Genomic DNA, 24,414 nt, shown 5'->3' on the forward strand with positions numbered 1-24,414 from the left:
TTTTTGTGCAATAAATAGCTTATTAGTTATGGGTCTGAAGGTGATGCGCGTAAGTCATCGGACTGGCGCCTGATGACTAACCATGAATAGATTAAGTTGACGAGAACCAAAGCGGATGTGAAGAAAAATACCGCCCTAAAACCATAACTTGCTGCAACAAATGACCCCATTAAAGGCCCTGTCACATTGCCGACATCGCGCAGTGCTTGGTTATAGCTGAAAATTCGCCCGGTAACTTGGTGAGAAATGTTATAAATAATCAAGGTTTGCACTGCGGGTAAGAGCGCCGCATTTAAGGCTCCGAGCATAAATCGCAGAAAGCCTAATTCCCAATAACTCCCAACAAGGCCCATAGGAAATAGAATGAAGATAGAGGTACCTAGTGCCGCAAGTAAAACTTTTTCAGGGCCTATTCGGTCACTAAGCTTACCTAGCATCGGAGCGCTAATTAAAGCTGCTACGCCAGGTATAGAGGCAATAACCCCACTGACAAACGCGAGGTTTTCTAAAGAATGGGATAGGTCACGGACATAGAGGGTGATAACAGGGTTTATTGACCCCATAGCGGCTTGGATAATCATGGTGGTGAAAAACAAGCTAATCACTAGGTTTTTATTACGTAATGAAGCAAAAACTTGTTTACCTGACAGTGCGTCTTTACGTGAAACAGGGGTGAAACGTTCCCGTACATAGAAAAGAGTGACAAAAAAGCAAATGAATAAGACGGTGGCGGTGATAAAAAATACTGGGCGTAGGCCATATTGGTCAGCAAGTAAGCCACCAATCAGTGGGCCAATCAGAGCCCCACTGACCGCACCTGTCGCGAGAACCCCCATTGCCCAACCACTTTTTTTCACTGGGACTTGAGTGGCGATCAGTGCGTTGGCATTGGGGACAAACCCACCTAGCAGGCCCAGTAATGCCCTTAAAGCCAGTAGTTGCCAGATATTTTGCGCAAAGCCAATTAATACCATCACGATAGCCATACCTAAGGCAGAACGTAATAACATTAATTTACGCCCTTTACGGTCGGACAAGCGCCCCCAAAATGGTGCCGCAATGGCTGAAAATAAGAAGGTAATACTGAAAACTGCGCCGGTCCATAAGTTCAACGAAGCATGGTCTTTGACACCGAGTTGCTCGATGTAAAGGGGGAGAAAAGGCATAATCAAGCTAAAGGCGGCACCGGTTAAAAAACACCCGAACCACACAACGTAGAGATTTCGTTTCCAATAGCCTGTTTTTCCTGTCATACATTGTCCTTCAGTATTGCTGGCTTCACTTAGTTGCCCCTTATACGACGAAATTTTAAAGGGGCTTCAAAGTGTCACCTAGCTGTAGGTCAAATTATTCAGGAGAAAGAATGAATTAAGGTAATGAACTACAGCTAAAAGTTAATGGTGTATTTTATCTAAATCCCCATACAAAGAAGATTCTCCTTCGGGACGCGTCTTGAAACGGCGGTGTAGCCACATATATTGCTCAGGCGCTCTAAGGATTTCTTTTTCAATGATTTGATTCATTTTTGTTGCCGTCGCAAGGTTATCTTCAATAGGGAAGTTATCTATAGCTGGCTGGATGATTAATTCGTAGCCTTTTGCATTCGGTAAACGCTTTGGCGTAAAAGGCACCACTAAAGGTGATGCAAGACGCAAAATAATTTGTGAACCATTGGTGGTCGCGGCATTTTTTACGGCAAATAATGGTGCAAAAGTACTGTTACGTGGGCCATAATCGTGATCAGGGGCATACCAGAGAATTTCCCCATTTTTTAAGTCACGCACCATTCCTTTCATATCTTTGCGGTCAAGCATGTATTTGTTAGAACGCAAGCGGCCACGAGTTTGCAGCCAATCGAGTAAATCATTGTCATTAGCCCGATACACACCGATCCCTGGGTTTAACATTCCAAAAGCCCGGGCACCAATCTCAAGAGTTAGGAAGTGCACACCAAGGGCGATAATCCCTCGGCCTGTTTCTCGTGCTGCGGCTGCATTTTCAGCCCCAATAACTTTAACCCAACGCTGGACTCGCCAATCAGGCCAAAACCATGCCATACCGGTTTCAAAAAGCCCCATACCGACTGATTCAAAATTTTTGTCGATACAGAGCTGCCTTTCTTTTAAGCTCATATCTGGAAAGCATAGCTCAAGATTGCGATCAGCAACTTGAACCCGTTTCTTTAAAAAGCGCATCGACAGTAGACCTAAACGAGTTCCCAGCCAATAAATAACGGGATAAGGCAATAAAACAAGCAGATATAAGATGCCAATACCCACCCATGTTAACCAGTAACGAGGGTGAAGAAAACGTTTTTGAAATTTTGGGGCTAATATCATGAGTATCCGAATATTTTAGTTAGTCATGGTTAATGAATAAAAAGACTAGGTTAAATTATATCAAATTATTCGTTTAAAGCGTTAACCGCCTGCATGGTACTCATTAACTCAGCTAAGTTACGTACCGCCATTTTTTCCATTACTCGCGAACGATGAACCTCAACGGTTCGTACAGAAACGCAGGCTGCCTCGGCAATTTCACGGTTAATCAAACCTTGCAAAACGTAGTGGCAAATGTCTTTCTCGCGGGGAGTGAGCGTCTCATAACGTTGTTTTAATAAATAACGTTCAGTTGCCTTTGTTGTTTGCGCCCGCGCTTGGTCAAGGGTTTTCGCCAGTAGTTGGCTATCTATCGGTTTTTGCAGGAAATCGACAGCCCCTAATTTAACTTGTTCCACTGCCATTGGAATATCGCCATGACCCGACAGAAATATGACCGCTAGCGTGCTTTGTTGCTCCCTAAGATACCGATGAACTTGCCGACCATCCAGTTTAGGCATACGCATATCCAACAAAACCACTCCTTCTTGATGAAGGGCTGCATTCTGAATAAATGTTTCGCTGTCATTCCACACGGTGACACTATAGCCAAGGGTTTCTAGTAAAAATTGGCAAGCATCGGTCACATCGGTGTCATCATCCACTAGATGAATAACTGGCATCAATTTATACCTCGTAGTTTAGAGGGGGACAAAATAAAGTATTAGCTGATGAGCGTTGATTGTCTTAATAAAGCTATTGTCACATAGACTTAAAGTTAATGTTATCAATTGTGTGGCAAAACATGCTTAATTTATTGAATTATTATAGTAGTTGAAAATTAAGGTCACTCGTAGGCCATTTAACCCTTCATCAGTGATATTATTTTCAATGCGAATATCGCCGCCTTGGCTTTGGATCAAACGCTGGCAGATCACCAACCCTAGCCCCAAACCTTCTTTTTTAGTGGTATGAAATGGGATGATCCCTTGTTCTAGTTGTTCGGTCGGCATTCCTCCTGCGTTATCTTGTAAAACCAGAAGAAAGCGGTCTTGTGCAAAGTGAAAACCAAAGCTCAGGGTTGTGGCTCCGGCTTGTAAACTGTTGCTCACTAAATTAGAAAGGAGTTGTTCAAGCAGTGTATCGGGCAAAGTCAGGGTGACATCAGGTGTCTCTGGTAATAGTAATTTTGCATCTGGATAGTGCTGATCTACACGTAAAAGTTGCCAGATATGATTAATGGCTTGCCTCACTGATTGCTGGTTTAATGTTACCGCTGGGTCTTGACCCGGTTTCCCTGCCCAAAGACGTAAGTTGCGAATAATGTCTGCACCACGTTGCGCTTGGTCATCGATTTTAGTTAACGCACTAATGAGTGGGTGGTTATTTGACTCCTTGCTAAGGCGTAAGATACACCCTTGCGCATAATGACGAATGGCAGATAAAGGTTGGTTCAGTTCATGGGCAAAGCCCGATGCCATTTCGCCTAAAATATTTAATCGCTGAGCTTTTTGTAAATTGGCTTCTTGTTCTCGTAAGCGGTTGTGCGCCACTTCGAGTTGCCGGCTTCGGCGCCTAACTAAGAAGGCAATCCAAATGTGATTTACGCCTAGTAAAACAAAGAACAACGCAACAAGGCTAATAGTAATTTGGTTTTGAATGGTCCAACTGACGATATCTTGCCATATTTGCCGCTGTTGTGGATGTTGATTCACATCGCGGAGCAAAGTTTCGACTTGAGTGACGGAGGCAGGAGCCCCCCAACGCATAGTGGTATTATCCGTTGAAAGTAACGTTTTAGTGACTTTATCGACCAAATTGTCTGGAACATCGCTTAATGCGGCGAAAGACCAGTTTGGGTATAGCTCGGTACTAGTTAAACAAGATAATGAACTTGGATGCTGAATTAACGGACGAAACTGGGTTTTATCTATTAGCCCTTCACTGTGCATATTTTCTAATAAACAGACAGGGACAATGGCAGCAGACAATGAGTCATCCCGTAGTGCATATAATAGGGCATCCGCAGGGAACCCTAAAAACTGCATTTGAAAGTCTTTAGCCGCGTCATACCCCATATCTCTTAATACCTTATAGCCTAATAAGTAACCACCAAAGGCATCAGGTGAAATGGCACCGACTTTTTTACCAATCAAATGCTTTACGTCAGAAATATCACTTTCTTTTCGTACCAGTATCAAACTGCCAATCACATTACGGGTGGTGCTATTTGGTTCGACATCAGAACGTAATGATAATAGCCAGCGCAAGTGATAGCGATTATCTAATTGAATAAACTGCGCGGGGTTGGTCAGTAAAAAATCAATTTTGCGGTTAGAAATAGCTTCTTTCATTTCATCAAGGTTTAACGGCAATAAAGTAAACCGTTCCCCCTGAATAGAATCATTGAGTGTGTCAATTAATGGTTGCCAATGGGATTGTGTGGTACTGGGCCCACGCAAAGCCAGTACCCCGATAGTCCATTGTGCAGAAATGGCCGGTAAGGACCACATAAGCAGCGTAATTAATAGTATGTGATACAACGGTATAGATGTTTTTTTTAACATATTTGGCTTATTCGTTGCGTTAGATCAATTTAGCTACGGGTATGTGGTAAACCACAATAGGGCGGTGGTGCCTCTCTTCTTACAATGGCATTACAAGTTTTATCAAGATAATACAGTAGTTTTAAAGAGAAATAACAATTTCAGTGGTTATCTTAACGAGACTGTATTCATTGTCAATAACACATGCAATACAAATAACATATTGATTAATAACTTTTATTTTCGCATTAGCAATGTCAGTACTGGAGCCTATTATGGATCTGAGTAAACGAAAATTTCTACAACAAATTGGGGCTGTGACTGCGGGAGCATCATTAATTCCCATTGCAGAAGCTGGCCTAAATTTTTCTCCTACGCGTAGAGAAGGCAATCCAGAAAAACGATATGGAATGTTGATTGATTTACGTCGTTGTATTGGTTGCCAATCTTGCACAGTCAGCTGCTCTGTTGAAAACCAAACCCCTCAAGGGCAATTTAGAACCACAGTTAACCAATATCAAGTTGCGGTTAAGGGCGAAGAAGGGTTTACCAATGTACTTCTACCTCGCTTATGTAACCACTGCGATAATCCTCCTTGCGTACCCGTATGCCCTGTTCAAGCAACTTTCCAACGGGAAGACGGCATAGTAGTCGTTGATAATGAACGTTGCGTAGGGTGTGCTTACTGTGTACAAGCCTGCCCATATGATGCGCGTTTTATCAACCATTCAACCCAAACTGCAGATAAATGTACGTTTTGCGCTCATCGTTTAGAAGTTGGTTTATTACCTGCTTGTGTTGAATCTTGTGTAGGTGGGGCTCGCATTATCGGTGATTTAAAAGACCCTAACAGTACTATTCGTAAAATGCTGACTGAGCATGAAGCAGAAATTAAAGTACTCAAGCCAGAAAGTGGCACCTTACCGCAAGTATTCTATCTCGGTTTAGATGATGCGTTTGTTCAGCCGCTGCAAGGTAAAGGGCAGCCCGCGTTATGGCAGGAGGTATTCTGATGAATGGCCAAGTGACTTATATTTCTGAAATGATGGCTCAGCCACAAGAATTTTTTTGGCTTCCTTGGGCGGTACAATACTTTTTCTTTATTGGAATCGCCTCTTGCGCGGTGCTGTATGCCTGTTATTTACATTGGCAAAACAAAAGTGAAAACAGCCGCTTAGAAATGATTTCCGTATTTATTGCTATCACAATGGGGATCACTGCACCGCTTGCACTAACGGCAGATTTACACCAAACCGCAAGAGTGTGGCATTTTTATGCACACCCAACGTTATGGTCTTGGATGTGGTGGGGCTCTGTATTATTACCCTTATTTACCACATTTATCGGCTTATACTTTGTTGCTTTAATCGTCAAAATGATTTGGAAAAAACACTTTAAAGCGACGCGCTGGGTGGCATTGCTTGCCGCATTATCGGCAATTGGCCTGCTACTTTATACCGGTCGTGAGGCATCTGTATTAACGGCTCGCCCAATCTGGAACAGCTGGTGGATGCCAGTACTTATGTTCTTGAGTGCATTACAGGTTCTGCCTGCATTGATTGGACTCGGTGCTCGTCGTGAGCCCCAATATCAAAACCGTTTAGCACGCTTCCAAGTGATTACGTTGTTACTATTTGCTGTCTGTTTTGCGCTATGGCTTTCAGGGGATACCACATCGGGTATTGCTGTACGCCAACAAATAGACATGGCGAGCCCAGGTTGGTGGATGCTAATGGGGGTATGTGCACTGTGGTTAGTGGCTTTCGGAATGTCTGCGAGTAATGTAAAAGCCGTTCGCTCTGTCCCTTACATTACCGTTTTAGCATTAGTATCGATGGCTTTTGCTTGGACATTACGTTGGATTTTCCTAATGGAAGTTCAAGCTGTACCAAAATATAACATTATCGCTAACCCATATCATTTCCCACTGGGAACCGATGGACTATTGGCTATCGTAGGAACATTTGGTTTATGGATTGCGTTAACAATTATTGTTCGTGAAGGTGTTCGCTGGTTTGCGGGGAGAGTGCAACATGGCTAAATTCTCAAGACGTCAATGGCTTAAAGGTGGTTTGGTAGTTGGTGGTATCGCATTATTTGGTGCAAGCTACCGAGATGTGGCCAAACGCGCAGTCGATGGGCTAGTTAACGGCACTTCTGGTAAAGTCACTCTTGACCGCATTAATGGCAACTCTTTGCGACCAGAAGGTCAGGCGACTAAAGGCTGGCAAGAAAACCCGGAACAAGTAGTCGCAATGACCCAATGCTTTGGTTGTTGGACACAATGTGGTATTCGTGCCCGTGTCGATACCGCTAAAAATGAAGTATTACGTATCGCAGGTAACCCTTATCACCCATTATCACACGAAGAGCATTTTCCTTATGGAATGCCGCTGAAAACTGCATTTAATAAAATGAGCGGGGAATCAGGGCTAGAACATCGGTCAACCGCTTGTGCGCGTGGGGCAACCTTAATGGAAGGTTTAACTAGCCCACTGCGTATTTTAGAACCAATGAAACGTGTTGGTAAACGTGGAGAGGGCAAGTGGCAACGCATCAGTTTTGAGCAATTAATTAAAGAAGTTGTTGAAGGCGGTGATTTATTTGGTGAAGGCCATGTTGATGGTTTAAGAGCTATTCGTGACCTTGAAACGCCACTTGACCCAGCACAGCCAAAATTGGGCCCCAAAGCGAACCAGTTGCTGGTAACTAACGCAGGGGATGACGGGCGTGATGGGTTTATTCGTCGCTTTGCTCAAAACGCGTTTGGCAGTAAAAATTTCGGTGCCCACGGTTCCTATTGCGGTCTTGCTTATCGCGCCGGTTCGGGTGCTTTAATGGATGACTTAAACAAAAATGCGCACGTAAAACCAGATTGGGATAACGTTCGTTTTGCATTATTCCTTGGAACCTCACCTGCTCAGTCAGGTAACCCATTTAAACGCCAAGGTCGCCAGTTAGCGACAGCACGTCTGCGTGACTCGTTTAACTATGTGGTGGTTTCTCCTGCGCTACCACTGACAACCACATTGGCTAATGACCATGGTCACTGGGTGCCAGTACAACCCGGAACTGATGCAGCGTTAGTCATGGGAATGATCCGCTGGATCATTGAAAATGAGCGTTATAATGCCAAGTACCTTAGCGTGCCTAGTGAGAAATCAATGGAAGCGATGGGGGAGAAAAGTTGGACAAACTCAACGCATTTAGTCATTACTGATGATGCTCACCCATTAGCAGGCAAATTATTAATTTCATCTTATCTTACTGGCGAAGGCGAAGATGAAAAAGCTTATGTCGTCCAAGATACGTCTGGTGAGTTGAAACTTGCCAGTGAAGTCCCAGCCGCAGAGTTGTTTGTCACTCGCCAAGTGACATTGCATGATGGCAGTGAAGTTACCGTAAAATCGAGCTTCCAATGCTTAAAAGAAGCGGCCAATCGTATGACACTCCAAGAATATAGCGATCGCTGCCATGTTCCAGTGAAAACCATTGAATCATTAGGTAGAGCATTAACGTCATATGATAGAAAAGCTGCCGTTATTTCTCATGGCGGCATGATGGGCGGTAATGGCTTTTACACTGCATGGTCAGTCGTTATGCTTAACGCATTGATTGGTAACTTGAACTTGAAAGGTGGCGTGTCCGTTGGGGGCGGTAAATTCAACGGTGAAATGGATGGTCCACGTTACAAAATTGCCAGCTACAAAGGCAAAGTAAAACCAAAAGGCGTTGTTTTATCGCGTAGTAATGAAGTGTATGAAAAATCAGATGAGTTCAAAGCGCGCCTTGCGGCAGGGGAAAATCCGTATCCTGCAAAAGCACCTTGGTATCCGTTTGCTAAAGGGCAACTCACTGAGCAACTGGCATCAGCATTAATGGGTTATCCTTATGCATTAAAAGCTTGGATCACCAATATGACCAACCCGGTGTATGGAATCGCGGGTATCCGCCAAGTGATGGAAGAAAAACTGAAAGATCCAAAACACCTTCCGTTGATTATCGGTATTGATGCCTTTATGAATGAAACCACTGCGCTGGCAGATTATATCGTACCGGATACCCATAATTTTGAAAGTTGGGGTTTTAGCGCTCCTTGGTCAGGGGTTCAAGTTAAAGCGAGTACAGCGCGTTGGCCGATTGTTGAGTCACGCACCGCCAAAACGGCAGATGGTCAGCCCGTATCGATGGAAAGCTTCTGTATTGCAGTTGCCAAAGAATTGGGGTTACCTGGTTTTGGCGACAACGTGATTGAAGATATGGATGGCAACCTGCATTCACTAAATACAGCGGAAGATTATTATTTACGTGTTGCTGCGAATATGGCGTGGCTAGGTGAAAAACCAGTACCAGAAGCCGCTTCGGAAGATATCCAAATTAGTGGGGTAGAACGTATTTTACCTGCGATCACCAATACGCTAAAACCTGAAGAAGTTCGCCGTGTTGCTTATATCTTTACGCGAGGTGGCCGTTTCGCACCATATGAAAAAGCATGGGATGGCGATGCAACTGGTCCGCAATGGAAAAAAGGCTTACAAATTTGGAACCCAACTGTGGCCGTTAATCGCCACGCGATCACCGGTGAACGTTACAGTGGTTGCCCTACATATTACCCACCGCGTATGGCAAATGGTGACGATGTGAATGTGGTGTTCCCAGAAAAAGAATGGCCATTGAAACTAATGTCATTCAAATCCCATGTGATGAGTAGTTCGACAACAGTAATTGAACGCTTACGTCATGTTAAACCTACGAATCTTGTTGCTATTCACCCTGATGATGCCGCAAAAGTGGGGGTTAAACACGGAGATTGGATTCGTATTACCACACCGGGTGGCCAAGCAGAGGCTCAAGTGAGTGTGCTTGATGGCGTGATGCCGGGAGTACTTGCAATTGAACATGGCTATGGTCATACCGAAATGGGCGCGAAACAGCATTATTTAGATGACCAACCGATGCCAATGAATGCTGCAAATGGTTCAGGGATCAATCTAAACGATTTAGGTTTTGCAGACCCAACAAGGGAAGTCGCCAATACATGGTTAGATTGGGTATCGGGTGCTTCTGTACGTCAAGGTTTACCTGCTCGAATTGAGCTCATTGGTTAAAAGAAGTAGTAAGGGTTGCTAGTGTGTGAGGGGCTGCATAGTCTCATCATTAGCAATCTGTTTTAAGCAGTTGACATTGCGCATAACACAGTGAGATTACCACACTGTAACTTCGGCAAATGCCTGGGAGGGGGAGCCCTCCCTTTTTTATTGGGTTAACGCAGAAGTGGCGAAATAGATTGCTCCAGCCCGACACTTTGTAGCATCAAAGCCCCCATCAGTATAAAGAAAACACCGGCAAAAATTTTTACTGCTATTCCCCAATATGGGGACAGTTGTTTTCCTGTTAACCGCGATAAACGAATAGCCTTATCACGCATAAAATGAACAAAGATAGCAATTAAACAAATGGTTAATGCTGTACCAACCGCCATTGCTAGCGCCGCGATAACTCCCCATGCGTATACTTCAATCACATAAGAAAACAATAATACGAGAATGGCACCAGAGCAAGGGCGTGCCCCCATTGATAGAATAATCAACACTTTACTTTTAAAACTAGATTGAATTTGGTGAGATTGGATGACGTGCTGATGACCACAGTGACAAACGGGGTGTGGTGTCAATGTGTTGGGCTGGATCATTCGCTTGGTTGATTGTGTTAATGGCTTAAGGTTTTTTATCACTAGTGGTGATAATGCCCTAGAAAGGCGTGTTTGCCAGTAACGGCGTAAAGCAGTAATACATAAAAAACAGCCAAGTATTATGACAAATAAATAGCTTAATTGTTCTGCATATAAGCTGACCTGATTCAAATGTTTGGTGGATAGCTGAAATAACACTAACACGACAGAAACTAACGTAATAGCAACGACCCCTTGTAAGAGCGATGCTAATAAACTAATGATAACACTCTGTTTTAAATGAGTTCCTTGGGTCGCTATATAGGTTGTGATAATGAGCTTTCCATGGCCAGGTCCCAGAGCATGTAAAAAACCGTATAAAAAGCTAACGGCAATTAGCAAACTTCCAGCATACAGTGGGTGTGAGCTGGTTTCTTGTAGTAAATCCGATAAACCTTGGTTTAACTGTTTTTGCCAGCCAATACTCAGTTGTAACCATGTTCCCCAATAGCGATACGCTAGCCAAATGGCGAAAGCTAATAAACTAAACGAGACAATGATTAGCAAAGTTTTTGTTGCTTTGTATACAGAGGATAAGGGGGTTAAGGACATCGAATATCAACTCGCTGTGCAAACTGTTTCCCAAGCGCTAAATCTTCTTCTGGGGTATCACTTTTATCTAAAGAAAATGCGTAAGCCCGCATCGAATCAGTGATATTGGCTTCTTGTAAGTCAATATCACAATTGGCTGCTAATTCAATTGGCAGAGTAATTTGTTGTTTATTTTGATACGTCATACTGACATAAAAGCTAGGGTCATAAGTTTGTATTTTGATATGTGAATCTGCAATAGGTAGTGGCTGCATAAATGAAGCTGTAAAGAAAAATACTAATGAAAACCCCTCTTTTTCTAAATGGTAGCTGTCAGGGATACGCTTAAAGTTAACCTTTTTGTCTTGATAATAAAAATCAGTGAAATAATTTTGCATTAAAATATTAGCCATAATAATGGCTTCTTGTTGTTTCCAGCGTGGGTCATCGGGTTTAACCCCTTTCAATTCATAGGCAATATCTGCCGATGTCATCGGGTCCATCTTCCAAACATAGCTTATACCTGAGTATTTGTTTTGTTTGGTTTCAAGGGACATTTGCATCTCAATAAAACTATGAGGATGCGCTGCAACGTGTGGCGCAAAGATAGCCAGTATTAATAGATATAAAGGAAAAAAACGTCTCATAAAGATAATCTAATTAGCCAAATATAAATATGTTATAACATAACGAATAATGGTCGGGCATTAAAAACTTTCTGTTGATGTTTTATTTACAATACCCCTGCAAATAAAGGGTTTTTTATTAACATAATAACAGCGATAATATCCACCAAGATTAAAAAGCCTCAATCAATGAGCTGAAATCTGAATAAATAGAAAATTATCAACGAGTTAAATAGGATTAAGAACACCATGCCAGTGTTACATAACCAAATTTCAAATAAAATATTAAAAGAACGCATGTTGGCGGAAACAGAGCCACGTACCACAATTTCTTTTTATAAATATTTTAATATTCAAGACCCAGTGGCGTTTCGCAATGAATGGTATCAACAGTTTACAGCGCTGAGTGTTTTTGGGCGTGTCTACATTGCGAAAGAAGGGGTGAATGCACAAATCAGTGTGCCTGAATCTAATGTTGATGCTTTGCGCGAACTGATATATTCCACTGATACCGCACTAAATAACCTGCGTTTAAATATTGCGATTGACGATGACGGTAAGTCTTTCTGGGTGTTACGCATGAAAGTACGTGATCGCGTGGTGGCAGATGGCATCGAAGATGAAACCTTTAACCCAGCGAATACAGGGCAATATCTGAAAGCTCACGAAGTGAATGAAATGATTGACGATCCAAACACGGTATTCGTTGATATGCGTAATCATTACGAATATGAAGTGGGTCGTTTTGATAATGCAATTGAAATTCCATCAGATACTTTTAGGGAACAACTGCCGATGGCAGTGGAAATGCTGCAAGAGCAAAAAGATAAAAATGTTGTCATGTATTGCACTGGGGGGATTCGCTGTGAAAAAGCCAGTGCATATATGCTGCATAATGGCTTTAAAAATGTATACCATGTTGAAGGTGGCGTTATTGAGTATGCACGTAAAGCAAAGGAACAAGGTTTACCATTACGTTTTAAAGGGAAAAACTTTGTGTTCGACAACCGTATGGGAGAGCGCATTACGGATGATACTTTAGCCCAATGTCACCAGTGTGGTGCACCATGTGATACTCATACTAATTGCAATAATGATGGCTGCCACTTGTTGTTTATCCAATGCCCTAGCTGTGCAGAAAAATACGAGGGTTGCTGTAGTGTTTCTTGTACTGAGGAAATGAAACTCCCAGAGCAAGAACAACGTGCTCGCCGTGCAGGCCGTGAAGTCAGCAATAAGATTTTTAATAAATCGCGTCATCGTTTATCAGATGGCTTATTAAATAAAGAATAACGATAATAAGAAAGCCCTTTAATTAGGGCTCTCTCTTAATATAAATATTTAAATACATTATAGATAAAAAATAATTCAATTCTGTTTTTTACAAATACTTTCGAAGTGATATGTCTTTTCTGTGAATAAACCGTGCTATTACTAATCCCTAGTTTCCTTGAGATAATATGATTAGGTGTTTCATTCATCCAGTTATTAATAATTTTTTGTTCTTTTGCAGTGAAGATGGATGAATCTATATTATTAGCGAGCTTCGTGATATGTTCTATTTGTTCGTGTTCTCGAATCACTTTATCAAGGGTTTGGGTAATAATATTTTTGGATAGAATGAAATAGTTATCCTTTAATAACAATGGGTTGGCTGTTTGTGGGTAAGGGGCATTTATATAAATATAAAACCTAATATTATTTTTTCTATTTAATAGATCTTGTAATACTGGACAGTAATTAGAGTAATGACAATAATAAGTTAAATTAGCCAATACAATACTTGGCGTGAATTCATTTATAAACCTGATAGCTTCCTCAATACAACCTGTACTAATAAATTCTAATTTTTCATTTTTAGATAAATATTCAGTAATGCCAAGTCTAGTGTAATAACATTCATCAATAACTAATATTCGCATCGGGAACATCCTTGTTCGAAAAGAGTCTTACAATAAATGGGAATTGCTAGTGAAGTCAACCGAGGATTAATAAAAATAGTAAATAGTGTTTTTATTTACAATTGTTATTTAGTTAAAAAGGTACAAGTAGTTATATATAAATATATAACTACTTGTTTGGTGAATATTATATAAAATAAAATGGATATTAAATTCTTAAATATCCATTCATTTCCCTAGTGTGTTTTAAGATTAAGTTCGATATATTCGCCTGACTCTATCTTATCTACGCCAGCTTGAAGTATATTAATCAATTGCTTAGCAACATCAGTCGTTAGCCACATAGTTTTATCCACAATGGCATCTCCTGAGTTTTTATCTTGTTCAGGGAGGTAGTGCAAACGCAACATCATCGCATCGTAGGAATCTACTGTGCTGATGTCCCAGCCAACAACTGGGTGAGTTTGAATAACATCATCTTTTCTATTCATGAAACCTCCTAATCAAACAGCGTGATAAATAGTAAATATCTATAACTGACTAAGAGCAATGTTCTCGAAATGAAGCCACTTTTAGTATAAGGAGATTTCGCTAATAAGGAAGCAATTAAAAATTTTTTTTGTATAAATGGCAGGAAATGCACAAAAATGGTGAGTATGACTATAAAAAGTAATATAGGAAGCCCAAATAGCTTCCTATAAGTGCTAATTATTTAGAAAGTGCGATTGTCCACTGAGAGTCCTCACCTGCTAAGAAAGGGATCAGCTTGTCATTACAACAATCAATTGATTCACAAGTAATATTGGGCTCTTTAGTTAATGTAATAAACCCGTCGTTAACAGGTAAATTATAAAACTTAGGGCCATTGAGTGAACAGAATGCTTCGAAGTGTGCTAGAGCACCAAGCTCTTCAAAAACAGTGGCATAAGCGGCTAATGCAGTTGGCGCATTAAACACGCCAGCACACCCACAAGATGATTCTTTACGTGATTGCACATGTGGAGCCGTATCGGTACCTAGGAAAAAACGGTCACAGCCTGATGCTACCGCTGAGCGTAGTGCTTCTTGGTGAACGTTACGTTTTAAAATAGGTAAGCAGAATAAATGTGGCCTGACACCACCGACTAACATGTGATTACGGTTAAACATTAAATGCTGTGGTGTCAATGTGGCTGCGGTATATTCATTTGCTTCTTGGACGTATTGGGCCGCTTCTTTGGTCGTGATATGCTCAAACACAACCTTTAATTGTGGAAACTGCGCGCGCAAAGGTAGCATAACGTGTTCTATAAACAGCGCTTCACGGTCAAAAATATCAATATGGCTAGCGGTTACTTCCCCATGAATTAGCAAGGGCATACCTGCTTGTTCCATAGCCGCTAGTACGGGATAAATCTTTTTGATATCTGAGACACCATGGCTGGAATTAGTTGTCGCATTGGCAGGATACAATTTACAAGCCGTAAATACCCCTTCATGGAAGCCTTTAATCAGCTCAACAGGGTCAGTGCTATCAGTGAGGTAACATGTCATCAAGGGGGTAAATTGGTGACCTTCTGGAACGGCTTGAATAATACGTTCACGATAAGCTTTTGCCGCTTCAATTGTCGTCACTGGGGGGACAAGATTAGGCATGACAATGGCACGGCCAAAAAATTCACTCGTATAGGGAACGACCGCTTTTAACATATCATCATCGCGAAAATGAACATGCCAATCATCAGGGCGGCGGATTGTTAGGGTAGTTACAGTTGTCATTAAACCGGCTCCATAAGGGTAGAGAGGGGTGATGAGCGGGTGCTCAAGCCGGGATAGAATGATAAAGGGAAAGTCAAAAAATAGCTATGAGAAATCACAATTAAGGTTAATGTCATAGATAGATGAGGGGGAGATTAATGTACCAAAAGCAAAAAGCCTGCTTAATGATTAAGCAGGCTTTTCTAAATGATTGGCTCCTCCAGCTGGACTTGAACCAGCGACATACGGATTAACAGTCCGCCGTTCTACCGACTGAACTATGGAGGAACTCCTTGGTACGCAGAGGATATTAGCTTTCTCTTACTGGATTGTCAAAGGAGAATATCGAAAAAAAAGTTCGTTTGGCTGTTATCTGTGCGAACTGAGGGAAGTTTGATCGAAAATGATTTGGTGACAGTGAATTGAGGTTCATGCTGATAGGTAAATGAGTTAAAAGGTAAACCTCTATCATCTGTTCGTGGCTAAATTTTAGGTTGTTATTTCAGTGACTAACTTGTGGCTGTAAACACGATTTGGTCGTCAAAAGACCTAGAAGCGTTAAAGAGGGATAACTAACACGGGTTGTCGAACGCCATTTAGCAAACCGCGGGTAACAGAAGTATTAAGCCAGCTAATACGCTTTTGGCTTTGAGAGCGCTATTTATTGTCCAAGTTTGGCATCTGCGTTTAGATAGAGACCCTGCACATCAATGGTTACGACAAGCGATAAAACAAATTTTCCTTGAAAAAGAGTGAGTGAAAATATACGGGGGAATTTATAATGGGGGCTTTACGGTATATAACCAGTTTGTGTGTGGTGGGTACTCAGTAGGAATAGATAGCAAAAAGCCCGCACTAGGCGGGCTTCTTAAATTTGGCTCCTCCAGCTGGACTTGAACCAGCGACATACGGATTAACAGTCCGCCGTTCTACCGACTGAACTATGGAGGAATTGCTTTGTTCCTGAGAACGAGGCGCATATTACCCATCCTATACTCAGTTGTAAAGCATAAAAATAAAAAAAATGATTAACTGCGTGTTAAGTAAGCAATTTGATGGTTATCTACCCCAATATGTATCAAAATTCAGGAAGTTAAGATAGTCATAGATAACAGAAAGGAATAAAAAGGCGAACCATTTTTTTGCCGATAGTGCTGATAAGCTATAAGTACAACGAAAGTGAAGTTATTCGTTGAACCAATAATTTGCATCAACAATGATATGAAATAAAAAAGAGAGGATAGGTATGGATAACAAAAAGCCCGCACTAGGCGGGCTTCTTAAATTTGGCTCCTCCAGCTGGACTTGAACCAGCGACATACGGATTAACAGTCCGCCGTTCTACCGACTGAACTATGGAGGAATTGCTTGTTCCTGAGAACGAGGCGAATATTAACGAGATCGACTCAGGCTGTCAACGGTAAAAGCACAAAAAAAATCTAATTGCTCACTCACTGTTCATTATGGCTAACTTTTACGCTAGCTAATTGATAATGCATTAATTTTGTGTTGCTAATTTACCTTGTAATGGCGTAGAAACTTCAGGGAAAACGACATGATAAATATCATAAAATGAAATTTCCCCTTTCAAGGCAATTAAACGTGATATTTCTTGCTTAATAGCTTGGCTAACCTCTTTCGAATCAAGTATTTTACGCACTGCGTTATCTGAAACTGGCTCAGTGACAAACCACTCACCGTTATAGCAAACACGTAAATCTAATACGCCGATATCTTCAAAGTGATAAACGGGTTTAATATCAAAAAGTAAAACACTGGCTAAAACTAAAAATAAGACAGTAATACCGAGTGTCCAATAAGGGCCAAAATATGGCGCGTACCAAAGAATAATAGCAAGAGGGATATAAGCGGCGACCATACCGATACATAAGTAAGGGTGATTACCAAGGAACTGGCTATTAAAGTAAGGCTTACCATCACGTTTTTCGCGTTTATTGATGGCATCTAAATCTTCAATGAGTATTTGTTTGATAATATCCATGTGATAACTCTCTGTCAGATATCTATACTAGGAGAGTATCACGAGCAGATTCGATTGTTATATATCAGTTAAGAAAAATATTTACTGGGATTGTCATTGTGGTGGGCATTTCTTGATTGTCTTTTTATAAAACGGGGCTCTTTTTATTAAATTTTTTTTGTAAACTATCAACCAAATGCAGTGTTTTTATTAACATTATAGCCTGTAAAAGTGACGAACTCGAAAAAAATGCACAATTTTAGCGTTTGAACATATAAAATAGTTGCTATTATCTTTAAGTCATGAGTTAATGAGTATCGGCCTGTTTAGCAGTCCTATTTGATGTATGATTACTAAGTTAGTGTGTTCTAAAGAAGAAAGTTATCACAGATAGCCTTTGACCGTGACGCTTCATCTTGGTGTTTTCCTGATTAAATAGTTGACTCTGGCCCGTATATGCCAAAAAGGCAAGTTTTTTTGATGTTATATAGGAAAAGTCAAATGTCCGACAAAATGAAAGGTCAAGTTAAGTGGTTCAACGAGTCTAAAGGCTTCGGTTTCATCACTCCTGCTGATGGTAGCAAAGACGTTTTCGTCCACTTCTCTGCCATTCAGGGCGCTGGTTTCAAAACTCTGGCTGAAGGCCAGCAAGTTGAATTCACCATTGAAAACGGTGCAAAAGGCCCAGCAGCTGCTAACGTAACTGCAATCTAAGCTTATTGCTTAACTGATTTTCTAAAGCCCGTCATTTCTAATGACGGGCTTTTTCGTTTTTATTACATTTATGATTAACATCATTTCATTGGAAACTAAGTGTTATGAATATTAATGACCGTGTTTATGTAAAAACCGATGGGCAAGAGCGCCGAGAAGGTAAAATTTTACTCATTGAACCTTTCAATGAAGGCGTCATGTATTTAGTTTCATTGCCGGACTACCCAGAAGGTATTTGGTTTTTTAATGAAAAAGATGGTGATGAAGGGATTTTTGTTGTCCCAATTGAAGGGTAGAGTTTTACTTTATTTAAAATAAATTAACACTTTGTTCTTTACATCATAAATTTCCCCACCTATACTCCACCCATCTTTTACTTAGGAGATTATTACTTGGACAGTCAGAGTTGGAATAAAAACTTAATTTAACGGCAAGCCAGTAATCGTCTTTTCTTTTCGCTGCTTGCCACTAAGGCGGGCGGTGTCTGATATTTTTCTTCACACACACCCTTATATTATAAATAAAGTACTCTCTGCTATTTAGTTTAGTCAGTGTATTACTGCTATGTTGAGTGTGTATCATGTTGGTATATATTTACTCTCTATTCCCTCCAGGCAATAGCCAATAATTTTTAGGGTAATTTATTTACTCAAAATATGGCTATGTGCTTTTTATTAAGCATGTAAGTCTCATTATCCAAGCTGTTTTTGGAGGAGCTATTATGCTTTTTTCTCCTGATATTTTAAATCTGCTTTCTGCAATGTGCTTTGGCGCATTAATCGGTGCTGAACGCCAATGGCGTCAACGAATGGCTGGCCTTAGAACCAATGCTTTAGTGGCTACAGGTGCTGCGGTATTTATTTTAAGTTCGGTGACAACATCACCAGATAGCCCGGGCCGTATCGCGGCGCAAGTTGTCTCAGGAATTGGTTTTCTGGGCGCAGGCGTCATTATGCGTGAAGGTATGAATATTCGTGGCTTAAATACCGCGGCAACTCTTTGGTGCTCAGCAGGGATCGGCGTGTTGTGTGGATTAGGCCAGTACTCACTCGCCTTGATGGCCACATTGTTAATTTTATGTGCCAATATTTTACTAAGGGAAGCGGCTTCGCGGATCAATAAGCAACCACAGCAGCAAGCTCTTGATGTAGAGCAGCGCTATAAAATTCGCGTTATGTGTCATCAAACCGATGAAATCCTAGTAAGAACACTTATCTTGCAAGCCATTAATGGCTTACATATTCGTTTACGGTCTTTGAGTAGCGCGGACACTTTAAAGCCTGAACAACTGGAAGTGTGTGCTGAATTTTTAGCAACACCTGCCGAGCAGAAAGAAATCGAAGCATTGGTATGCCGAATAAGCCTTGAGCAAAGTGTCAGTGCTATCAATTGGAAAGTGGCATCAGAGCTACCCGCCTGATGTTAGAAATTAACTCACTATAGGAGCCGAAATGGACGATCACCCTCCGTCATGGAGTAGAAAATGGAGCTATCTAACGGATAATTAAAAGGTTTTTATTTTGGTTAGGTAGCGTAAAAATAGGCAATTGTTGTATTAGAGACAACGCTATGACTGAAATAAGACATCAACGCAAAAGCGTTAAAGCTGCTCCTGTTCGCCAAAAATTTATTGTTGGCGAACAGGCCAGTAAAAATATTGAGCAAGTACTTAATGAATATCAAACGAATTTATTAGGTCTGACAGAAAATGAGGCGATGGACCGCCTTGTTACTGAAGGGGAAAATGAAGTTGCTCATGAAAAAGCGCCTCCTGCTTGGAAGCAATTACTCATTTCTTTTAAAAATCCATTCATATTCGTACTCATTATATTGGCAATAGTGAGTTTTTTTACTGACTATCTTATACCTGAGCGACAAGGTGATGAGACTGATTTAACTGGTGTAATAATCATTATTACAATGGTTTTGCTGAGTGGGTTACTTCGTTTTTGGCAGGAGTATCGAACTAATAAAGCTGCTGAAGCCTTGAAATCATTAGTACGTACCACTGCTACCGTATTTCGACGTGATAATAAAACAGGTCGTTCTACTCGAAAAGAAGTGCCGATCAAATGCTTAGTACCCGGTGATATTGTTTTATTATCTGCCGGTGACATGGTTCCTGCAGATTTAAAATTGGTTGAATCGAGAGACTTATTTATAAGCCAAGCTATCTTAACCGGAGAATCTATACCGGTAGAAAAATATGACACTCTAGGTGATATTTCTGCTAAAAGTTTAGAACCTGTTTCACCAACAGAAAACGAGTTATTAGAAATATCCAATATTTGTTTGATGGGGACCAATGTAACCAGTGGAACAGCGCGTGGAATTGTTGTTGCTACAGGGTCAAACACATATTTAGGGTCATTAGCTAAATCCATTGTTGGTAGTCGGGCGCAAACGTCATTCGACCGTGGTGTTAATAGTGTAAGTTGGTTACTGATCCGTTTTATGTTAGTCATGGTACCTATCGTGCTACTGATTAATGGCTTCACAAAAGGAGATTGGTTTGAAGCTACGCTGTTTTCACTAGCAGTTGCCGTTGGGTTAACGCCAGAAATGTTACCGATGATCGTTAGCTCGAATCTAGCTAAAGGCGCAATAGCAATGTCAAAGCACAAAGTTATTGTCAAAAGGTTAAATGCTATTCAAAACTTTGGTGCCATGGACGTACTTTGTACTGATAAAACAGGGACGTTAACGCAAGATAAAATTATTTTAGAGCACTATTTAGACAATAATGGGCAGAAAAATAGTCAAATTTTGCAATTGGGGTGGCTCAATAGTTTCCATCAAAGCGGCACTAAAAACATGATGGATCAGGCGATAATTCGCCGAGGAAGAGGGAATAGTGAAGTTGAAAAACTAAAAGCATTTCAGAAAATTGATGAATTACCGTTTGATTTTATCAGACGTAAATTATCAGTGACGGTTAGAACCCCTTCAGGAGAGGCCTTGTTAATATGCAAGGGGGCAGCCGAAGAAATGCTGGCAGTATGTCAACATTATCAGCAGGATGGACAGTCTTATTTACTTGATGAGCAGGCGAGGGCGAAAATAACTGAGCTAGTAAGTGACTATAACAGGCAAGGTTTTCGTGTGTTGTTACTTGCGACTCGTCAGTTAAATGATGCGGAAGCTAGTTTGCCCTTATCTGCACAAGCGGAGCAACAGTTGGAGTTACAAGGTATTTTAACATTCCTTGACCCAGCAAAGGAAAGCGCTATTTCTGCAATTGCTGCACTGCGTGAAAATGGGGTTACTGTTAAAGTTCTGACGGGTGATAATGCCATTATTACCGAAAAAATTTGTCATGATGTAGGGCTAAATATTAGTGAAATCATGTCAGGTTTAGAAGTTGAAGCATTATCTGATGAAGAATTAAGTCAAAAAGTAGAGCAAGTTTCTGTTTTTTGTAAATTAACGCCATTACAAAAATCGCGTATTTTAAAAAGGTTACAAGCGAACGGTCATACTGTCGGTTTCTTGGGTGATGGGATCAATGACGCGCCTGCTTTACGAGATGCCGATGTGGGGATTTCTGTTGATACTGGAACAGATATCGCCAAGGAATCAGCAGATATTATTTTGCTAGAAAAAGATTTAATGGTGTTAGAGCAGGGGGTTATTAAAGGAAGAGAGACTTTTGGTAATATTATTAAATATTTAAATATGACTGCAAGTTCAAACTTTGGTAATGTATTTTCGGTATTAATTGCCAGTGCATTTATTCCATTCCTTCCTATGCTAGCCATTCACTTGCTCGTTCAAAATTTACTGTACGATATTTCCCAACTAGCATTACCTTGGGATAAAATGGATAAAGAGTTTTTAAAACGACCTCGTAAATGGGATGCGAAAAATATCGGGCGTTTTATGATTTGGATTGGGCCAACCTCTTCAATTTTTGATATCACAACTTTCGCCTTGATGTGGTATGTGTTCCAAGCAAATAGTGTTGCCCATGAAGCGCTTTTCCAGTCAGGTTGGTTTGTTGAGGGGTTGCTCTCGCAAACATTAGTTGTCCATATGCTAAGAACACAAAAAATTCCGTTTATTCAAAGTACAGCGGCATTACCTGTGTTATTAACAACAGGGCTAATTATGGCATTAGGTTTATATATTCCATTCTCTTCATTTGGTGAAATGATCGGGTTACAACCATTACCAATAGAGTATTTCCCATGGTTAGTATTAACATTGGTGAGCTATTGTGTTGTTGCTCAATTGATGAAGCAGTTTTATATTAAACGTTTTGGGACCTGGCTATAATAGGTTGTTAAATAAGAAAAAGGGAGGGCAAGGACTGCTCTCCCTATCTCCAACTAAATCATCGTTTTTTTTCGATTGAAAAGTATAAAGTAACAATCTCATTATTTGCTTGGTTGAGTTTATTTTCTAGTAATTCCTTAGTTTCAGATTCTGCGCAATCTTTGATTTTCTTAAAATTAATATCCGGGAAAAAAATTTCCTGAACTCTGGCATTGAGTGTACCAATTACATATTTTGTTACAGCCGCGTTATCTCCATTCGGCTGTTCTTTGTTAAGGAATAAATCATGTGTAATTACTTTTTGTATCTGTTTTTGCTGAGAAAGAAGGTGCTTAATAAATTGCTGAGATGCATTTGTATCAATATCAGACTCAGAAATGCCACATTTTTTCGCAACACGATGAAAAATTTCTTTTTTATCGCTAGAGGTAAGAGAGACTTTTGTTTTATTTAGTTTATCCGATAATTCTTCCCTTGTTTCATCAATAGCTCTATTGATAGTGCTGCCGATTTGAATTTTCTTTTCGCTTATTTTAAATTTTTCTAATTTATCAGCCGTTTCAATTTGAGATTTCAGTTTTCTCACTATTTTACTTTCATTTAACGTAATCGTATTACCCTCAAATTTAAGTTCTATTTTTTTACTATTGATATTTAAAGCTTCTTTGATTTTATGGCTAAATTTACTACAACCTTTTGTTATAGTGATAAATGGCTTGGGTGACTTGATAACTTGGTTTAAATGCACGCTCATTATTTTTCCTTAATGTATTAAATCAATTTAATTCTATAAAGTTAAGGGGGGATAAGCTTGCAAAAAACTATGGGAAAAGTGAATGTATAGGAAGGCATGATTTTCTAGGGAGTTAAGGAAATAAAAAAGAGCCGCAATAGGGCTCTTTTTGGAAAACTGACTAATCTAAATAATTCTTTATTATAGACCTAAAGCCGTTTTCATTTGTTTCATCGCATCAATACCTTGTTGGCAAGCTTTGTCTTGCTGGTCTTTAGGTAGTGCTGCAACTTGCTTTTTACCTTCTTCCAGTTGACCTTTCATTGCATCCAACTGTGCTTTTGCTTGAGGGTTTTCTGAAGCTTTAGCAATTAAGCTATCAACTTCAGCGAAGTAAGTATTACAAGTTTCAGTTGCACCAGCAACTTCACCTTTTTTCTCTTCCTCTGAACAAGCAGTGATCGTCAGTGCCAATAAACCCATACCACAAGCTAAAATTAACTTTTTCATAATCAACCTTATTAAATTTATTTATTTATATAGCAAAACGAAGTATATAAGAGATGTTTTTAATATCAAACGTAACAAATCCTAAAATAATACTTCAACAATATAGTGGTATATGCGAAAGGTTGGATAATAATATCGGGATATTTTTTATTTTAGATTGCTATTATTCTTATAGCGATAAAATCATTGTTTATCAGTGTATTGAGTTGTTGTCATGAGACATGCATTCGAAGTAAGTACTGGGTACTAAGATAAAACATTTCAAAATTTAGCGAAGAAAATGACGTTGCTTACATATTATTGGGGTAAACATATTTTGAATTGAAAAATATGCTTACCCCAATGTTACGCATATTTACTTAACTTTATGGGGTCATATAACATTTTTATATTTATTATAATACTTTGTTATATGCGGTATCTATTGATTAAAACAAGGGTCAATTGTAACTAAATGTTTACATGTGAGTGATGAATTGGCTTTATTAAATATTTTTAGAATTAATATCTGTACATTTAAGATGCAACTATAGATACGAAAAGTGAGCTACTTCACAAATTTACGAATAAAACCTTTGTATATGTATAAGTTTGATTTTTAAATCAAATTTTCTTTGTACGAAGATGAAATTATAAGGTAAAGTCTTTGCCTTTAGGCAGTCTGAACAGCTCATGTCGCTATTTGGTAGGTTAACAATAAGTGTACAGAGTTAACGGTATTTAGGTTAATTAGGTTGACGCTAAATCAAATTCATACCAAAATTGACTCACTGTTGAAATTCGCCAAAGAGCGAAATACAAGTTAGAATGC

20 protein-coding genes and 3 tRNA genes are annotated in these 24,414 nt (G+C 40.1%); 8 read left to right on the plus strand and 15 right to left on the minus strand.

Translation table 11 applies throughout. From position 1 onward, the window contains the following. Nucleotides 1-26: 26 nt before the first annotated feature. From mdtG to ttrS, 4 genes are all read right to left on the minus strand, one after another. On the minus strand, nt 27-1,253 hold the full coding sequence (gene mdtG, locus P3L56_RS07525; protein ID WP_042847978.1) for a multidrug efflux MFS transporter MdtG: 1,227 nt from the start codon (nt 1,251-1,253) through the stop codon (nt 27-29). Between the two features lie 141 nt (nt 1,254-1,394). Then, the gene (locus P3L56_RS07530) at nt 1,395-2,339 is read right to left on the minus strand and encodes a Kdo(2)-lipid IV(A) acyltransferase (RefSeq protein ID WP_042847977.1); all 945 of its coding nucleotides are present in this window, start codon (nt 2,337-2,339) and stop codon (nt 1,395-1,397) included. Nucleotides 2,340-2,404: 65 nt separating this feature from the next. Next, entirely contained in the window at nt 2,405-3,001 is a 597-nt protein-coding gene (gene ttrR / locus P3L56_RS07535) for a tetrathionate respiration response regulator TtrR (protein WP_048606760.1), read from the minus strand. 126 nt (nt 3,002-3,127) lie between these two features. Then, a complete protein-coding gene (gene ttrS, locus P3L56_RS07540; protein WP_071547921.1) occupies nt 3,128-4,885 on the minus strand; it encodes a tetrathionate respiration histidine kinase TtrS in 1,758 nt (585 codons plus the stop codon). A gap of 254 nt (nt 4,886-5,139) precedes the next feature. Here ttrS and ttrB point away from each other — a divergent pair, with 254 nt between their 5' ends. Genes ttrB through ttrA form a run of 3 tightly spaced genes read left to right on the plus strand, consistent with a single transcriptional unit; the run spans nt 5,140 to nt 9,972 of the window. Then, entirely contained in the window at nt 5,140-5,877 is a 738-nt protein-coding gene (ttrB, locus tag P3L56_RS07545) for a tetrathionate reductase subunit TtrB (RefSeq protein WP_042847974.1), read from the plus strand. Beyond that, complete coding sequence (gene ttrC / locus P3L56_RS07550) at nt 5,859-6,905, plus strand: tetrathionate reductase subunit TtrC (protein ID WP_131680688.1); 1,047 nt, start codon at nt 5,859-5,861, stop codon at nt 6,903-6,905. The genes ttrB and ttrC overlap by 19 nt, the downstream gene beginning before the upstream one ends. Next, on the plus strand, nt 6,898-9,972 hold the full coding sequence (gene ttrA, locus P3L56_RS07555; protein ID WP_198861289.1) for a tetrathionate reductase subunit TtrA: 3,075 nt from the start codon (nt 6,898-6,900) through the stop codon (nt 9,970-9,972). The genes ttrC and ttrA overlap by 8 nt, the downstream gene beginning before the upstream one ends. Before the next feature lie 155 nt (nt 9,973-10,127). Here the strand turns inward: ttrA and P3L56_RS07560 are convergent, their stop codons facing one another. Next, the gene (locus P3L56_RS07560) at nt 10,128-11,147 is read right to left on the minus strand and encodes a nickel/cobalt transporter (protein WP_210831732.1); all 1,020 of its coding nucleotides are present in this window, start codon (nt 11,145-11,147) and stop codon (nt 10,128-10,130) included. Then, a complete protein-coding gene (locus tag P3L56_RS07565) occupies nt 11,138-11,773 on the minus strand; it encodes a DUF1007 family protein (protein WP_042847966.1) in 636 nt (211 codons plus the stop codon). Before P3L56_RS07565 ends, P3L56_RS07560 begins: the two co-directional genes overlap by 10 nt. Nucleotides 11,774-12,001: 228 nt before the next feature. Here P3L56_RS07565 and P3L56_RS07570 point away from each other — a divergent pair, with 228 nt between their 5' ends. Beyond that, on the plus strand, nt 12,002-13,045 hold the full coding sequence (locus P3L56_RS07570; RefSeq protein ID WP_166686754.1) for a rhodanese-related sulfurtransferase: 1,044 nt from the start codon (nt 12,002-12,004) through the stop codon (nt 13,043-13,045). 35 nt (nt 13,046-13,080) lie between these two features. On the opposite strand, the gene P3L56_RS07575 is transcribed toward P3L56_RS07570, so the two are convergent. The 7 genes from P3L56_RS07575 to P3L56_RS07605 form a co-directional block, all read right to left on the minus strand. After that, nucleotides 13,081-13,674, minus strand: coding sequence for a LuxR C-terminal-related transcriptional regulator (locus P3L56_RS07575; RefSeq protein ID WP_272686109.1), 594 nt, complete (start codon nt 13,672-13,674; stop codon nt 13,081-13,083). 215 nt (nt 13,675-13,889) lie between these two features. After that, the gene (gene bssS / locus P3L56_RS07580; protein ID WP_042847959.1) at nt 13,890-14,144 is read right to left on the minus strand and encodes a biofilm formation regulator BssS; all 255 of its coding nucleotides are present in this window, start codon (nt 14,142-14,144) and stop codon (nt 13,890-13,892) included. A gap of 217 nt (nt 14,145-14,361) precedes the next feature. Beyond that, nucleotides 14,362-15,411, minus strand: a complete 1,050-nt coding sequence (pyrC, locus tag P3L56_RS07585; RefSeq protein WP_210815548.1) for a dihydroorotase — start codon at nt 15,409-15,411, stop codon at nt 14,362-14,364. A gap of 191 nt (nt 15,412-15,602) precedes the next feature. Continuing rightward, a tRNA-Asn gene (locus tag P3L56_RS07590) sits at nt 15,603-15,678 on the minus strand. A 587-nt stretch (nt 15,679-16,265) separates the two neighbouring features. Further along, nucleotides 16,266-16,341 (minus strand) — tRNA-Asn (locus P3L56_RS07595). 336 nt (nt 16,342-16,677) lie between these two features. Next, a tRNA-Asn gene (locus P3L56_RS07600) sits at nt 16,678-16,753 on the minus strand. 135 nt (nt 16,754-16,888) lie between these two features. Next, nucleotides 16,889-17,392 (minus strand): YlaC family protein, encoded by a 504-nt coding sequence (locus P3L56_RS07605; RefSeq protein WP_042847955.1) that lies wholly within the window; start codon nt 17,390-17,392, stop codon nt 16,889-16,891. A 480-nt stretch (nt 17,393-17,872) separates the two neighbouring features. Between P3L56_RS07605 and cspE the strand changes: the two genes are divergently transcribed. From cspE to mgtA, 4 genes are all read left to right on the plus strand, one after another. Next, a complete protein-coding gene (cspE, locus tag P3L56_RS07610) occupies nt 17,873-18,085 on the plus strand; it encodes a transcription antiterminator/RNA stability regulator CspE (RefSeq protein WP_008911725.1) in 213 nt (70 codons plus the stop codon). 104 nt (nt 18,086-18,189) lie between these two features. Further along, nucleotides 18,190-18,381: a protein DsrB gene (gene dsrB / locus P3L56_RS07615; protein WP_166686753.1), complete on the plus strand. Its 192-nt coding sequence runs from the start codon at nt 18,190-18,192 to the stop codon at nt 18,379-18,381. Nucleotides 18,382-18,806: 425 nt separating this feature from the next. After that, nucleotides 18,807-19,505 carry an MgtC family protein gene (locus P3L56_RS07620; protein ID WP_042847948.1) on the plus strand — a complete coding sequence of 233 codons (699 nt, stop codon included), beginning with the start codon at nt 18,807-18,809 and terminating at the stop codon, nt 19,503-19,505. Between the two features lie 149 nt (nt 19,506-19,654). After that, a complete protein-coding gene (gene mgtA, locus P3L56_RS07625) occupies nt 19,655-22,360 on the plus strand; it encodes a magnesium-translocating P-type ATPase (protein ID WP_071547924.1) in 2,706 nt (901 codons plus the stop codon). A gap of 58 nt (nt 22,361-22,418) precedes the next feature. Here mgtA and P3L56_RS07630 read toward each other — a convergent pair whose 3' ends face one another. Both P3L56_RS07630 and P3L56_RS07635 read right to left on the minus strand, forming a co-directional pair. Next, nucleotides 22,419-23,114, minus strand: coding sequence for a hypothetical protein (locus tag P3L56_RS07630; protein ID WP_131680685.1), 696 nt, complete (start codon nt 23,112-23,114; stop codon nt 22,419-22,421). A gap of 180 nt (nt 23,115-23,294) precedes the next feature. Beyond that, a complete protein-coding gene (locus P3L56_RS07635; protein ID WP_042847942.1) occupies nt 23,295-23,603 on the minus strand; it encodes a DUF5339 domain-containing protein in 309 nt (102 codons plus the stop codon). Nucleotides 23,604-24,414 lie beyond the last annotated feature (811 nt).

Origin of the sequence: Providencia sp. PROV024 (genome assembly GCF_032709665.1) — a bacterium.
Taxonomy (GTDB): Bacteria; Pseudomonadota; Gammaproteobacteria; order Enterobacterales; family Enterobacteriaceae; genus Providencia; species Providencia huashanensis.

Coding starts and splice junctions, on each gene's coding strand:
- mdtG (WP_042847978.1), bottom strand. CDS start 1,253: ATGACAGGAAAAACAGGCTATTGGAAACGAAATCTCTACGTTGTGTGG.
- P3L56_RS07570 (WP_166686754.1), top strand. CDS start 12,002: ATGCCAGTGTTACATAACCAAATTTCAAATAAAATATTAAAAGAACGC.
- ttrB (WP_042847974.1), top strand. CDS start 5,140: ATGGATCTGAGTAAACGAAAATTTCTACAACAAATTGGGGCTGTGACT.
- P3L56_RS07575 (WP_272686109.1), bottom strand. CDS start 13,674: ATGCGAATATTAGTTATTGATGAATGTTATTACACTAGACTTGGCATT.
- P3L56_RS07630 (WP_131680685.1), bottom strand. CDS start 23,114: ATGAGCGTGCATTTAAACCAAGTTATCAAGTCACCCAAGCCATTTATC.
- cspE (WP_008911725.1), top strand. CDS start 17,873: ATGTCCGACAAAATGAAAGGTCAAGTTAAGTGGTTCAACGAGTCTAAA.
- pyrC (WP_210815548.1), bottom strand. CDS start 15,411: ATGACAACTGTAACTACCCTAACAATCCGCCGCCCTGATGATTGGCAT.
- dsrB (WP_166686753.1), top strand. CDS start 18,190: ATGAATATTAATGACCGTGTTTATGTAAAAACCGATGGGCAAGAGCGC.
- P3L56_RS07565 (WP_042847966.1), bottom strand. CDS start 11,773: ATGAGACGTTTTTTTCCTTTATATCTATTAATACTGGCTATCTTTGCG.
- P3L56_RS07530 (WP_042847977.1), bottom strand. CDS start 2,339: ATGATATTAGCCCCAAAATTTCAAAAACGTTTTCTTCACCCTCGTTAC.
- P3L56_RS07635 (WP_042847942.1), bottom strand. CDS start 23,603: ATGAAAAAGTTAATTTTAGCTTGTGGTATGGGTTTATTGGCACTGACG.
- ttrR (WP_048606760.1), bottom strand. CDS start 3,001: ATGCCAGTTATTCATCTAGTGGATGATGACACCGATGTGACCGATGCT.
- P3L56_RS07620 (WP_042847948.1), top strand. CDS start 18,807: ATGCTTTTTTCTCCTGATATTTTAAATCTGCTTTCTGCAATGTGCTTT.
- ttrC (WP_131680688.1), top strand. CDS start 5,859: ATGGCAGGAGGTATTCTGATGAATGGCCAAGTGACTTATATTTCTGAA.
- ttrA (WP_198861289.1), top strand. CDS start 6,898: ATGGCTAAATTCTCAAGACGTCAATGGCTTAAAGGTGGTTTGGTAGTT.
- bssS (WP_042847959.1), bottom strand. CDS start 14,144: ATGAATAGAAAAGATGATGTTATTCAAACTCACCCAGTTGTTGGCTGG.
- P3L56_RS07605 (WP_042847955.1), bottom strand. CDS start 17,392: ATGGATATTATCAAACAAATACTCATTGAAGATTTAGATGCCATCAAT.
- ttrS (WP_071547921.1), bottom strand. CDS start 4,885: ATGTTAAAAAAAACATCTATACCGTTGTATCACATACTATTAATTACG.
- mgtA (WP_071547924.1), top strand. CDS start 19,655: ATGACTGAAATAAGACATCAACGCAAAAGCGTTAAAGCTGCTCCTGTT.
- P3L56_RS07560 (WP_210831732.1), bottom strand. CDS start 11,147: ATGTCCTTAACCCCCTTATCCTCTGTATACAAAGCAACAAAAACTTTG.